This window comes from Magnetospirillum sp. 15-1 (assembly GCF_900184795.1).
Classification (GTDB): Bacteria; Pseudomonadota; Alphaproteobacteria; order Rhodospirillales; family Magnetospirillaceae; genus Phaeospirillum.
In genome coordinates, this window is record NZ_FXXN01000024.1 from 89,443 (window position 1) to 102,636 (window position 13,194).

At 66.7% G+C, this 13,194-nt stretch carries 9 protein-coding genes; 1 reads left to right on the plus strand and 8 read right to left on the minus strand.

Annotated elements, in window-relative coordinates:
- Window positions 1-24 precede the first annotated feature (24 nt).
- The 5 genes from CP958_RS11635 to CP958_RS11650 all read right to left on the minus strand — a co-directional run bounded on the left by CP958_RS11635 (window position 25) and on the right by CP958_RS11650 (window position 8,299).
- Window positions 25-3,681, minus strand: a complete 3,657-nt coding sequence (locus tag CP958_RS11635) for a tetratricopeptide repeat protein (protein ID WP_096702127.1) — start codon at window positions 3,679-3,681, stop codon at window positions 25-27.
- Between the two features lie 81 nt (window positions 3,682-3,762).
- Window positions 3,763-4,329: an adenylate/guanylate cyclase domain-containing protein gene (locus tag CP958_RS26970; RefSeq protein WP_242442856.1), complete on the minus strand. Its 567-nt coding sequence runs from the start codon at window positions 4,327-4,329 to the stop codon at window positions 3,763-3,765.
- A complete protein-coding gene (locus CP958_RS11640; RefSeq protein WP_242442857.1) occupies window positions 4,305-5,840 on the minus strand; it encodes an adenylate/guanylate cyclase domain-containing protein in 1,536 nt (511 codons plus the stop codon). The genes CP958_RS26970 and CP958_RS11640 overlap by 25 nt, the downstream gene beginning before the upstream one ends.
- Window positions 5,841-5,898: 58 nt before the next feature.
- The gene (locus tag CP958_RS11645; RefSeq protein ID WP_096702128.1) at window positions 5,899-6,843 is read right to left on the minus strand and encodes a hypothetical protein; all 945 of its coding nucleotides are present in this window, start codon (window positions 6,841-6,843) and stop codon (window positions 5,899-5,901) included.
- 202 nt (window positions 6,844-7,045) lie between these two features.
- Window positions 7,046-8,299 carry a D-alanyl-D-alanine carboxypeptidase family protein gene (locus CP958_RS11650; RefSeq protein ID WP_096702129.1) on the minus strand — a complete coding sequence of 418 codons (1,254 nt, stop codon included), beginning with the start codon at window positions 8,297-8,299 and terminating at the stop codon, window positions 7,046-7,048.
- Between the two features lie 177 nt (window positions 8,300-8,476).
- On the opposite strand from CP958_RS11650, the gene CP958_RS11655 reads away from it, so the two are divergent.
- Entirely contained in the window at window positions 8,477-10,372 is a 1,896-nt protein-coding gene (locus tag CP958_RS11655; RefSeq protein ID WP_096702365.1) for an ABC transporter ATP-binding protein/permease, read from the plus strand.
- Between the two features lie 122 nt (window positions 10,373-10,494).
- Here the strand turns inward: CP958_RS11655 and CP958_RS11660 are convergent, their stop codons facing one another.
- Genes CP958_RS11660 through CP958_RS11670 form a run of 3 tightly spaced genes read right to left on the minus strand, consistent with a single transcriptional unit; the run spans window position 10,495 to window position 13,085 of the window.
- Window positions 10,495-11,847, minus strand: a complete 1,353-nt coding sequence (locus tag CP958_RS11660) for a GH1 family beta-glucosidase (protein ID WP_096702130.1) — start codon at window positions 11,845-11,847, stop codon at window positions 10,495-10,497.
- 42 nt (window positions 11,848-11,889) lie between these two features.
- Window positions 11,890-12,528 (minus strand): NrsF family protein, encoded by a 639-nt coding sequence (locus CP958_RS11665; protein WP_096702131.1) that lies wholly within the window; start codon window positions 12,526-12,528, stop codon window positions 11,890-11,892.
- Window positions 12,525-13,085 (minus strand): sigma-70 family RNA polymerase sigma factor, encoded by a 561-nt coding sequence (locus CP958_RS11670; protein WP_197706396.1) that lies wholly within the window; start codon window positions 13,083-13,085, stop codon window positions 12,525-12,527. The genes CP958_RS11665 and CP958_RS11670 overlap by 4 nt, the downstream gene beginning before the upstream one ends.
- Window positions 13,086-13,194 lie beyond the last annotated feature (109 nt).

Below are 13,194 nucleotides of genomic sequence, written 5' to 3' on the forward strand. Positions count from 1 at the left end.
GTGACCGGCGTCCCGCCTTGGTCATCAACCGCCAACCATGAAGAATGCCGACCAGATGTACGGCATGCTCCACTGGCTGTTGCGCAACATTTCCAGCTGAGCCTCCCGCAAGGCATCATGGGGAGTCTTGCCCGCCAGCAACCGTTTGTAAAGGGCCGCCATCAATGTTTGTGTTCCGGCGTCGCTGACCTCCCACAGGGACGAGACCACCGACTGGGCTCCCGCTTCCTGGAAGGAGCGGCGCAGACCATAGACGCCCTCGCCCTCGTGCACCTCGCCCAGGCCGGTTTCGCAGGCCGACAGGATAGCCAGCCTGGTGCCCGTGAGGTCGAGGCCCAGCACCTCCAGCGCGGTGAGCACGCCGTCGTTGTCGGTATCAATGTCGCCCAGCACCTGGGCGTTGGAATTGATGCCGGCAAAGGCCAGACCGGCGCGCAGCAGCGGATTGTCGCCGGGCGGCGGGAATTGGAAGTCGCTGGAACGCTGCAGCTTCAGCAGGCGCTTCCGGAGCGTGTCGTCGGCCTTGAGGAAAAAGCCGTGGGTGGCGATGTGCAGCACCTCGGGCGGCTGCTCCATATCGCGCAGCACCTTCTCCTGGGCGGTGCCCTTGGAATAGATGGCGGTGGGCTTGCCCTGGCCCTCCACCGTCTTGATGATCAGCTGGCCCTCCTTTTCGGCGCCGGGCAGCGGATCGAACTTCAGGCCGCGCATGCCGCTCATGCCGCGCACCGCCGACTGGACGTCGCCGCCGGCCGAGCGCGAGCGCGCCTTTTCCAGCGTCGCCTTGCCCGTCACTTCCTCGGTGTTGTAGTCGGGGCCGGCATTGATCAGGTAACCGCCCTTGGCCGCCGGAATATTGGACGGCAGCAGGTCGCGGCTGGAATTGAGCACGTGCAGGTCGATCCGCTCGATCAGGTACTTGCGGTTGCTCTCCACCAGGGCGCTGATGGGCAGGATGTTCAGCATGCCGTCGGGAATGGCGTAGACCTTGGTTCGGCCGCCCAGGGCGCGGTCCAGCGGCTGCCAGACCAGCTTGTGCACCTGCTGGCCGACATCCAGCAGATCGTCCATCTCGATCTCTTCGTTCTGGATATCGGTGCGGTACTTGACGATGGCGTCGTCGATGGCTTTCAAGGAATCGTATTTCACCAGCCCGTAGACCGGAGTGTCGCCGTCCTTGCGAAGCGTGGCGGCCACCAGCTTCTGGCTCCCCTCCTCGCCATAGATGAAGAAATCGACCACCACCGAATCGGCCGGCAGCGCCTTGACCAGATCGTCAAGAGCGATGGCCGCCACCGAATGCTGGAAGCGGATGCTGGAACGCCCCAGGGCGCCTTGGAGGTCGTTGATCTTCTCTTCCAGGCCGTTGATGATCTCGACGTGGTTGTCCTTGGTCTCCTCGGTGGGACCGGACAGGGTCAGGGCGGCAAGACGCTTCCTGACCTCGGCCAATTCCTCGGTCAGCTTGGTCAGCTCGGGATCACGGGACAGCCGCGTCACCTGCTGGATTTCCGACGCCACCTTGAGCAGCAGGCCCTTGCGATTGAGGCTGACCTCCATCAGCGCCTTGCCGCCGGTGGGCTCGTCCAGCTTGGTCAGCAGCGCCACATAGGCGGCCAGCTCGGGGGCGTGCAGGCGCACATAGCCCTCGCGGGCATTGTCGCCGGTGACGTAGAGCACCCGGTTGAGGAATTCGGTGCGGCGCTTGAAGGTGGCCTGCCGGGTGGCGAAGGCCGCCTTGATGTCGCCCATGTCCTCCTGCACCGCCGCCAGGGTGTTCAGCGTCTCGAAGGTATAGGGATGGGTCGCCCCCAGCACCGCCTCGTCGCCGGCCAGGGTCTTGGTCAGCAGCGCCGACGCCTCCTTCAGCTTCTTCTGGGTGCGGTAAAGCGCCGCCAGATCATGCATGGAGCGCAAGGTGTCCAGGTGCTTTTCGCCCAGCGTCGAGCGCCGCCCGGCCAGGGCGGTATCGAAGGCCTTCTCCGCCTCGCCCAGCTTGCCCTGCTTGTGCAGGGCGCGGGCCAGATTGTTCAGGGCCTTGAGGGTGTTCTGGTGCTTGGGGCCATAGGCCTTGGCCCAGGCCTCGTGCACCGTCTTGAACATGGAGGCCGCGCGGTCGTACTCGCCCTTCAGCATGTAGAGATAGGCGAGGTTGTTGGTGCTGGCGATGGTGTCGGGATGCTTCGGCCCGATGGTCTTGCTGAACACGGTGATGACGCTCTGATAGAGCGGCTCGGCCTTGTCGAAGACGCCCTGGCTTTCATACAGCAGGGCCAGATTGTTCATGGTGGTCAGCGTCGCCGGGTGGGTCTCGCCGAACGCCTTGCGGGCACCGTCCAAGGCACCGCGCAGGAAGGGCTCGGCCCGTTCGTAGATGCCTTCCTTTTCCAGAATCTCGCCCACGTTGTTGGCGGCGATCACCGTGGACCGGCTGTCGGCCCCCATCACCTTGCGGTAACGCTCCCACGCCTCGGTGAAGGTCTTTTCCGCCTCCAGCAGGCGGCCCTGCTTGCGGTAGATGGAGGCCAGCGACGACAGCGCCGCCACCGTATTGGGATGGGCGGCGCCCAGGGCGGCGGTCTGGGCGTCCAGAACCTCCTTGGCCATCTTCTCGGCGGCGTCGTACTCGCCGCGATCGTCGAGCACGTCGGCGAGATCGCCCTTGGCCGACAACAGATTGGCCTGATCGTCGGCGGCCTGGGCGTCACGGACGACGGATTCCAGAATCTGCTGCGACTCCGCCAGACGGCCCTGGCGATGGTAGAGCCCGCCCGCCTCGATGCGGGTGGTCAGGCTGAGCGGGTCGGCGGGCGGCACCGCCAGCTTCTGGATGGCGATCGCCTGATCCAGCAGGGCGGCGGCGGCATTGTAGTCGCCCTGGGCCCGCTTGAAGCCTCCCTGCTGCGCCAGACAGCGCGAGAACTCGCCATGGGCTTCGCCATAGACCTTGCGGCTGACGGCGCAGGCGGTCTCCAGCAGCTTGTCGGCATCCTTGGTCTTCGACGCGTTGACCTCGGCGCGGGCCAGGGCCAGCTGCAGACCGATGGTCTGCGGGTGCCCCGCCCCCAAGCCGGTGGCGGAGGCCTTGGCCGCCGCCTCGTAGACCTTGGCGGCCTCGGCATACTTGGCCTGGGAAAGATAGAGCCCGGCCAGGGCCTGGCTCACCTTGACCGTTTCCGGGTGGGCGTCGCCCAGCGCGGCCTGGGACAGCTTGGCGGCCAAGCGGTAATTGGCCTCGGATTCCTCGATCCGCCCGGCCAGTTGCTGCAGGGCGGCCAGATCGGTGGCGCTGATGATGGTGGCGAGGTGCCCGTCGCCCAGATTGTCCCTGGCGATGGACAGGGACTGGGCCGCCTCTTCGATAGCCTTGGGCAGATCGCCGCCGCCGGCCGAGGCGATGGCCTGCTGATGCGCCCGGTTCCACAGCATGGCGGCGCGCTGCTTGGCCGCCGGCACGGCCGAAGCGGCCTGCTGCTTTTCCTCCACCCAGGCGGGCAGCGCCGAGCGCAAAGCGGTGATCTGGTCCGACAGACGGCGCACATCGTCGCCCTTGCCGGCCTGCATGGCCTGGCGTGCCTGACCGATCAGGTCGTCGGCGGATTGGGCGAGAACCGGCGAGGCCGCGATCAGCACCGCCAGCGCGGCGCCCCCCAGCAACGTCAAGGCACGCGAAGCCATCATCGAACCCTCTCCCTTCTGCCGGCAAGCTTCCCCAAGCCTTGGCCGAGGTCCCAAATCCACCGAGATACCAGCCTGCCGATCCTAGCTCTTTTCCTTGTGCGTGTAGACACCGTCCCAATCGGCGCCCGGCGGCTCTTCCACGAAGTGCTCGATCCGGGCGAGATAGGTCTTGTAGAGCACCCTGTCGGGATCGGCGGCGAGCAGGTTCTGGAACGCCACCCGGGCGGCATCCCACTTCTGCTCGCGGAACATGGCCAGCGCCGCCAGATGCTGCGACAGCCGGGCCACCGTCTCGGCATCCACCTCGCCCTCGAAGCCGATGGGCTCGTATAGGCGCACCGGCGTATCCTTGCCCTTGACGCGCACCAGATCGACCTCGCGGCTGATCAGGCCGGGCACCGCCGCCTGGGTATACTCGGTCACCATCATGTTGACGCCGTACTGCTTGGTCAGGCTTTCGACGCGGGATCCCAGGTTGACGGCATCGCCCAGCACCGTGTAGGCCATGCGGAAGTCGGACCCCATGTTGCCGACGTTCATGATACCGGTATTGAGGCCGATGCCCACCTTGATGGGCTTCCAGCCGCGCGCGATGAAGTCGTCCCGCAACTCCTCCATCTTCTTCACCATGCCCAGCGCCGCCTGCACCGCATGGCGGGCGTGGTCGGCATCGTGCAGCGGCGCGCCCCAGGCGGCGCGCCCCAGAACGCCATGATGGCGTCGCCCATGTACTTGTCGATGGTGCCGCGATAATCGTGGATCACGTGGGTCATGGGGCTGAGGAAGGCGTTCATCAGCACGGTCAGTTCCTGCGGCGCCAGGCCCTCGGAAATGGTGGTGAAACCGCGCACGTCCGAGAACAGCACGGTCATCTCGCGCGATTCGCCGCCGATGGACACCTGCTGGCCGCTCTTGTTCATCTCGGCCACCAGTTCCGGCGGAATGTACTGGCCGAAAGTCTTGGCGATCTGCTGCTTCTGGTTCCGCTCGACCAGGTACTGGCGGAACTCCACCAGCAGGTACGAGAGCACCAGGGCCAGGATGCCGTAGGACATGGAGATCACCACGCCCATGTGCACATAGAGCGAACTGGCCGTCAGGATGAAGCCGACGCCCAGGGCCACCACCAGCAGGCCGCGCGGCAGCGGCCGGGTCAGGTAGAGCGACAGCAGCACCATGGCGATCAGCAAGGTGATGGGCGCCACGGCGTCCAGGCCGGGACTGACGGCGCGCAGCGGCGCTCCCTTGAGGATCGAACTGATGGAATCGGCGATGATCTCCACCCCGTAGACCATGCCGACCGGGGTATCGAACCAGTCGTGGGACACCTCGGAGGTGTCGCCGACCACGACGATCTTGTCCTTGACCCAATATTCCAGTTCCGCCAGCTCGCGCTCATCCAGCTGCGAGATGTCGAGGAACTCCAGGGCGCTGAGCCCAGCCGACTGGCTGAGAAAGCGCGTGCCGGTGGGCAGCGGCGGGAAGTCGATATAGAGCCTGTTCTCGTGGTCCAGCGGCACCCGGAGATCGCCCAGCACCAGGGTGTTGCCGTCCAGCCGGGGCTCGACGCCCAGGAACATGGCGGCGGCCTTGACCGCGAAGGGCCAGCCGCCCCGCTCGCCGGCCATCTCGGGGAAGACCTTGAGACGCGACAAGGTGGTGACCAGCTTGGAATTGGACTGGATATTCGTGTAGGCGCTGCCCGACGCCTTGTCGAGAAGCTCGGTCGGGTAGTTGACCTTGACGAACTTGCCGCCCTGGAACTCGCCCTGGGCCACCAGCAGGGTGTTGCCGGCATCGGCCAGCGCCTTGGCCAGCGCCGGGTCCTCGTTATAGGAGGACGGGAAGTCCATGAGCATGTCGACGGCGATGACCTTGGCGCCCAGCGCCTTCAGATTGGTCACGATGGTGCCGATATCGGTGCGGCGCAGCGGAAAGCTCTTATAGGCCTTGAAGAACGCCTCGTCTGTGTTGACCACCACCACGTCCGGCGTCACCGCCAGCGTCTTGGCGTCGCCATAGGCCAGCCGCAATTGATGGCGGAAGGAAAGGGTCTGGTCCTCCAGAAGGGCGAACCATTCGAAAGTCTGCGCGGGGATGGCGACCAGGAACAGGATGAGGGTGAAGAGAATGTCGTATCGCTTGGTCATTCCGCTCATGGCGCTCCCCGGAATCAAGAGGGGCGCTCTCCTCGCGGAAGAGGGCGCCCCGTAAAGGTCAGTTGGCGTTGAGCTTGTCGTTGTAGACCAGCGCTTCCTTCTGCTTCAGCTCGACCAGCTTCAGCTCGTTGTAGGCGCGGATCAGCAGCGGACGCATCTCGTTGTCGTCCTTGTTCTCGTCGAAATACTTGCGATACAGGTCCATGGCCGCAACGGTCACGCCCTTCTCGTCCAGCAGATTGGCCACCGAGAAGTCGTCCTTGGCGTTGATGGCGCGGATCTTGGCGATATTGTCGGCCAGCGCCTTGTCCTCGGCCGCCGACAGCCACATGATGGCGCCTTCCTTATCGGCCTCGGCCACCTTCTGGCCGTTCTCCAGAACCGCCACGGTGAAGCTGTGCTTGCCGGGGGTCAGTTCCGGAACCTTGAAGCGGACCAGATCGCCGTCGACGCCGGCCACCTGATGGGCGGTGCCGTCGATGGTCAGTACGAAGCCGTGGCTCTTGCCAAAGCTCTGCCAGGCCAGTTCGGGATAGGTGGCCGACAGGGTCACCTGCTGCACGACGCGCAGCTTGATGGCGGCTTCCTTGGCGACGCCGCGGCGCACGGTGGTATAGCGCTGGGCCTCGGCGAAGCGGTTGCCCAGACCGGCCACCAGATCGCCCGAAGCGGCTTCCGGCGCGGACAGCTTGCCGCTGACCACCTTCAGCGCGTTACCGGCCACTTCGATCTGGCTGCCGCCGGAAATGGTCTGCGCCATGTTGGTGGCCTGATCGACCAGTTTGCCGGAACCATCGGCCCCGGTGCGGATCATGTCGCCGGCGAACAGGTACTTGTTGCGGGTCACCGGCTTCCATGCGGTGCCGTCACGGCTGTGCTCGACGGTGCCGCTGACCTGCATCAGCAGCGAAACCGGCGGATCGGCGGCCAAGGCCACACCAGGGGCCTGTGAAACCAGCAGCCCAACCGCGAAAATCAAGGCAGCGAACAATTTGTTCTTCATCTTGGCCTCCTTAGCCGATTGTCCGGAGTCTAGCACAGAAGCCATGCCGCCATAATCGGGCGGGCACACTACTCCGTCAAACTTCGTTACGAACTTTCGCTCCGGCTTAAACCGACCCGCTTTTCATCGGAACCAGCTGCCCATTCCCCAAGGGTCGATGGTACTCCGAAAATATTTATACCCTGAGTATACGTGGTTTCCATCAATGCGCCGAGATCATTTTGAATCGCCTCTCATCATCCAAGGCTCCGGCCAGCATGGTCGGCGTCATCACCAGACAGCGCCCCTCCCCCGCCCGCCCGCGCTCAGCCAGGCATGTATCGACCGCCCGACGCTCGGCCAGACCGACGATCAGACCACGATAGCGCAGCATGCCGTCGCGAGGCCGGATCACCACCATGGCCGAGCCGCCGCCCAGCCGTCCGCGCAGTTCGCGATGGGCCTTGTCCAGATCGCGGCGGACCTTGCCCTGATCGCGGCCGAAGGCCACCTCCAGCCCCCATCCGGCCGGCATGGCGCGGCGCTGGGCCACGGCGGCCTCGGGGCCGCTGCTCCTGCCACTCCGGGCGATGCCGCAAGCCTCGAGCGACCGGTCGGGCGGCGCCCCGCCGCCATTGCTCAGCCCGGACAGCGGCCGCCCCGCCACGGGTTGGGCAACCAGGGCCTGATCCATCAGGCGGCGGATGGCGCCCAGCCGCTCGGCCGAGGACCCCGCCCCCATCACCACCGCCACCGCCCGGCGCCCGCCCCGATGGGCGATGGCCACCAGATTGTAGCCGGCCGAGCAGGTAAAGCCGGTCTTCATGCCCTCGGCCCCGGCATAGGCGCCGAGGAAGCCGTTGACGGTGGGCAGCACGCGGCCCTTCCAGGTGGTGTCGCGGCTGGAGAACAGCGACCGAAAGGCGGGAAAATCCCGCTCGATGGCCATGGCCAGCAGCGCCATGTCGCGGGGCGAACTGACGTGCCCGGCGGCGGTCATGCCGGTGGCGTTGCGAAACGAGGACGACGTCATGCCGAGGCGCGCCGCCTCCTCGGTCATGCGCAGGGCGAATGCCTGCTCGCTGCCCGCCACATGCTCGGCCACCGCCACCGCCGCGTCGTTGGCCGAACGCACGATCATCGCCTTCAGCGCCGCCCCCAGGGTGATGCGCTCGCCGGGCCTCAGGTCAAGACTGGCCCCGCCCTGGGCGGCGGCCCGCTCCGATACGGTGATGGTGTCGTCGAGCGAAACCCTGCCGGCCTGAAGCGCGCCGAAGGCCACGTAGGCGGTCATCATCTTGGTCAGAGACGCCGGGTGATGGGGTGCCCCGCCGCCCCGTTCGGCCACCACGCTGCCGGAACCGAGATCCACCGCCAGAAAAGCCGGCTGCTCGGCCCGCGCCGGTCCGCCGGGCAAGGCCAAGCCCAGCACCAAGGCCGCCGCATATCGCCAAATTCCGCCGATTCTCTTCGCCATGGCTTCAGGATCGTCCGCCGGCGCCCAACTTGCAACCCCTCGCCCGATTGCAAATTAACCGGTGGGAAACGTGGAAATGCCAGAATGAATACGGTGCGGGCTTCACTCGGCCGGTATTTCCGGGTTAAGTGATTACCGGGGGAGCGCGGCTCCGCCCTGACGGGGATGGCAAGCGACGTGAGCAACAAGGCCGCAATGGGCGACGGCCAGTATCTGGATCGGCAGTCGCCGGGTTTCATCAGGCAGTTCATCCGCCTGGCCGGTCCCTATTGGCAATCGGGCGAGAAGTGGAAAGTGCGCGGCCTGGTCGCCCTGCTGCTCGGCCTGACCGTCACCCAGGTGGTCATCCCAATCATGATCAATCTGTGGAGCGCCGAACTGTTCGACGCGCTCGAGCAGAAATCCATGGACAAGTTCTTCGGCCAGATCGTCGAGATCGGCCTGATCCTGCTGGGGTCCATGACGGTCACCGCCACCCATCTCAGGGTCAAGCGCGCCATTCAGCTGGGCTGGCGCCGCTGGCTGACCCGGCGGCTGCAGGACAATTGGATGGCCATGGGCCACCATTACCAGCTCATGCACATGCCGGGCGACCACGACAACCCCGACGGCCGCATCGCCGAGGACATCCGGCTGACCACCGAAACCGCCATCGATCTCATCCACTCGCTGTTCTACTGCGCCCTGCTGCTGGCCAGCTTCGTGCAGATCCTGTGGACGCTGTCGGGCGATCTGGTCCTGCCCATCGGCGATTTCGAGATTTCCATTCCCGGCCATATGGTCTGGGTGGCACTGTTCTACGCCTCGTGCGCCTCCTCCCTGGCGCTGTGGGTGGGGCGGCCGCTGATCGGCGCCACCGACCGTCGCCAGACCGCCGAGGCCAATTTCCGCTTCGGGCTGGTCCGTGCCCGCGAGAACTCGGAAGCCATCGCCCTGCTGCATGGCGAGGTGGGCGAGCGCCGCCGCTTCTCCGAGCTGTTCCGCGGCATCGAGGGCGCCTGGAACCGCCAGACCGCCGGCCTGATCCGCCTGTTCCTGTTCACCTCGGGCTACGCGGTGTTCTCCACTGCCTTCCCGATTTTGATCGCCGCGCCGCGCTACATCGCCGGAGTCATCTCCCTGGGCCATCTGATGCAGACCGCCCAGGCCTTCCAGCAACTCTCCCAGGCCCTGTCCTGGCCGGTGGACAATCTGCAAAGGGTGGCCGAGTGGCGCGCCTCGGTCGAGCGCGTGCTGTCGCTGCACGACGCCCTGCAGGCGTTGCGCGACGATTCGTCGCGCCCCGACGCCCACACCGTGATCGTCCAGAAGGCGGCCATTCCCACCCTGTGCTTCCACGATCTGACCATCGCCAATTCCGACGGAACCGTGGTGATCGAGGGCCTCAGCGCCGAGATCATCGGCGGCGAGCACGTGCTGATCGGCGGCGACCCCGGCGCGGCGGTCAAGCTGTTCAAGGTGGTGGCGGGGTTGTGGCCGTGGGGGCGCGGCACCGTCGACCTGCCCTGCGACGCCCATATCTTCTTCATGCCGCAGCGGCCCTACATGCCCATCGGCACCCTGCGCGGCGTGCTGACCTATCCGTCCGCCATGGAATGCTTCCCCGACGACCAGTTGGAAAGCGCCCTGGAGCGGGTCGGCCTCGGCCACCTGATGCCCCGCGTCGACGATACCGCCATCTGGGAGCAGAACCTGACCGCCGGCGAGCAGCAGCGCCTCGGCTTCGCGCGGTTGCTGCTGCACCGGCCCAAATGGGTGTTCCTGCAGGAAGCCACCGACGCGCTGGACCCGGACGGCGAGCGCAAGCTGATGCAGATGCTGCTCGACGAACTGCCCACCGCCACCATCCTCACCGTGGGCTTCCACGCCGAGCTGGAGCAGTACCACCAGCGCAAGCTGACCCTGTCGCCCTCGCCCGACGGCACCATCCTGGTGCGCGAAAGCCGCAAGGACTGGGATCAGCCCAAGCGCGGCATGAACTGGGGCGGACGACTGTTCGGCAACCTGCTGCGCCGGGGCGAGCGCCGCGCCCTGTCGGACGGGCTGACCAAGCGCGGCGACAAGCGGCGGTAGTTTGTGGGCCGCCGCCCACGCCCGCTTGGGGCCATGGGCCCCAAACCCCATTCCTCTAATTCATGGAATCAAAATGGGGTCCGGGGCATTGGCCCCGGATGGGCTTGGGCGATAGCCCAATCTCACCCCTTCCGCCGCGCAGTGATCATGTCCCGGTACCATTTGCCGGAATTCTTGAGCGTGCGCTTCTGGCTGTCGAAATCCACGTGGTAGAGGCCGAAGCGCGGGCCATAGCCCGAGCCCCACTCGAAATTGTCCAAGAGCGCCCAGACGAAATAGCCGCGTACGTCGGCGCCCTCGGCCACCGCGTCGAGCATGGCCTGCTGGTACTCGCGGAAATAGGCGAGGCGGTGGGTGTCGTTGACCACGCCGTTCTCGTCGGGCGTATCGCTGCCCGCCCCGCCGCCGCAGCCGTTCTCGGTGACATAGACCGGCAGCTTGTAACGCCGCGTCAGGGTCAGCAGTTCATCCTTGAACACTTCGGGGAAGATGGGCCAGCCCACCTCGGGATGATTGGCGGATTCCGGGGGAGCGCCCCAGCCGTAGCCCCAGGTGGTGCCCGCGTCGGCCTTGGCGTAGATGGGGCCGTAATGATTGAGGCCCATCCAGTCGGTGGGACGGCAGATGCGCGCCAGATCACCCGCCTGGACATAGGGTTCGACGTCACGGGCCATGATCTCGGGGTAATGGCCTAGATGCTGCGGGTCGCAGAACACCCCGTTCCAATGGGCGTCCAGCAGATCGGCCGCCGCCTGGTTCTCGGCCAGCCCACCCTCGGGCCGCACGATCTGACGGTTGTGGATGGCACCGATGGACACGTCCTTCACATGGTCGCGCAGCACGTCCACGCCCATACCGTGGGCCAGATTGACGTGGTGGATGGCCTTCATGTGGGCGGCGCGGTCGGTCACGCCGGGCGCCGCCCAGTCGATGGCGTAGCCGAACATGGTGAAGACCGAGAATTCGTTGAAGGTGGCGAAGTGCTTGACCCGATCGCCATAGCGCTTGGCGGCGAGAATGGCGTAATCGGCGAACCAGCCGGCGCAGTCGCGGTTGGTCCAGCCGCCCAGGTCGTCCAGCGCCTGGGGCAGGTCCCAGTGATAGAGGCACACCCAGGGGGTGATCCCCGCCTCCAGCACCCCGTCGATCAGCCGGTCGTAGAAGTCGAGCCCCTTCTGGTTGACCTGTCCCTTGCCCTTGGGCAGCAGCCGAGGCCAGGCCAGGGAGAAGCGATAGGCATCGACGCCCAGATCCTTGATCAGCCCCACATCCTCGGGCCAGCGGTGGTAATGGTCGCAGGCGATATCGGCGTTGGCGCCGGTCCATACGCCGCCCTGCAGCCGGCAGCGGGTATCCCAGATGCTGGGGCCGCGCCCATCCTCCTTGGTGGCGCCCTCCACCTGGAAGGCCGAGGTGGAAACGCCCCAGACGAAATCGGGCCGCAGGCTCGTGTTCTTCTCTTTTTTGGCGCCCATGGTCCCCTCCCGATTGGCTAACGTTCGGAAAATCTTCCCACCCTAGCCGGGAGTCGTCAAGGAAGCGTCCCGCCCCATCCCCAGCGCCAGAACGGCCACCACCGCGCCTTGCAGCAGCAGGACCAGCAGGCCAGCATCCACCGGATGGGCGAGGGAGAGGGCGGTGTTGGACAGCGCCGCCGCCGCCAGCCCGCCCAGGGCCAGTTCCAGCCGCCGCCGCAGCCCGGCGCCGCGCAGCACCATCACCGCCATGGCGATGGTGGGCAGTCCCATCATCACCGCGATGTCGGGCAGGCAATGCAGGTGCGGCCCGGCCAGCAGTTCCGCCGCCGCCTCGCCCCGGACCTCCAGCAGGCATTGCCGCCCCAGGCTGAGCAGCCACAGGCCGAGCGGCACCAGCGGGGCCAGTACCCAGGCCCGCCGCCGTCCCGGTATCCCCAGCGCCAGCCCGGCCAGGGCGGCGGTCACGGCGGTCGCCAGACTGGCGACCAGCCGCAGCAGAAAGACCGGCTCGGACAGGCGCAAGGCGAGATCGCTCCGCAGCCCCATGGCCAGGCTCACCACCGCCACCGCCGGCACCGCCAGGGCAAACCACGTCAGCAGCCGTGTCGAGGGCGGCGGCAGCACCCGTACCGGAGCGGCCTGGGCGGCGAGGCGGGCGATCAGGTCCTCGGTCTTCATTCCTCCCCCTCCCCTCCGGCCAATTTTCGCCGCAACGCCTTGATGCCGCGATGGACCGCCACCTTCAGCGCTCCCACCGACATGCCGGTAGCCGCCGCCGCTTCTTTCAGCGAGCGTTCCTCCAGCTTGAGCAGGTGAATGGCGCGGCGCTGGCCCTCGGGCAGATCGGCCAGGGCGCGGGCCAGCAATTGCGGATCACCCGGCCCCTCCTCGGCTGTCGGCGCCGCCACGTCGGGCAGGCCGTGCTCGAAGCCGCATTCCGGAGCCTCGCGCGCCGCCCGGCGGGCATGACGCCGCGCCGCGTCGGCGACCCGGTAGTGCACGATCGCCAGCAGCCACGGCAGGAACGGACGGGCGGCATCATAGGTGTGGCGCACCGCGTGGACCGACAGCAGCACCTCCTGCACGATATCCTCGGTATCGGGGCCGCGCCAACGTCTGGCCACCGCCCGGCGGATGATGGGCGCCGCCTCGGTCAGCAGGCTGCCATAGGCCCGCCCGTCGCCGCCCTGGGCCGCCCGCATCAAGTCCCGCAGATGGGTGTCGTCTGCCCGCACGCCATACTCCCGCGTCTCAGCGCAGGATGCACCGGACGGGCTGGGCGGACAACAAGCTGCAAGCGTGGCGGCGGTCATAACCGGAACTTCGCCGCCATCGCGGAAAAAG

Coding starts and splice junctions, on each gene's coding strand:
- CP958_RS11640 (WP_242442857.1), bottom strand. CDS start 5,840: ATGAGCGGAATGACCAAGCGATACGACATTCTCTTCACCCTCATCCTG.
- CP958_RS11645 (WP_096702128.1), bottom strand. CDS start 6,843: ATGAAGAACAAATTGTTCGCTGCCTTGATTTTCGCGGTTGGGCTGCTG.
- CP958_RS11660 (WP_096702130.1), bottom strand. CDS start 11,847: ATGGGCGCCAAAAAAGAGAAGAACACGAGCCTGCGGCCCGATTTCGTC.
- CP958_RS11635 (WP_096702127.1), bottom strand. CDS start 3,681: ATGATGGCTTCGCGTGCCTTGACGTTGCTGGGGGGCGCCGCGCTGGCG.
- CP958_RS11650 (WP_096702129.1), bottom strand. CDS start 8,299: ATGGCGAAGAGAATCGGCGGAATTTGGCGATATGCGGCGGCCTTGGTG.
- CP958_RS11665 (WP_096702131.1), bottom strand. CDS start 12,528: ATGAAGACCGAGGACCTGATCGCCCGCCTCGCCGCCCAGGCCGCTCCG.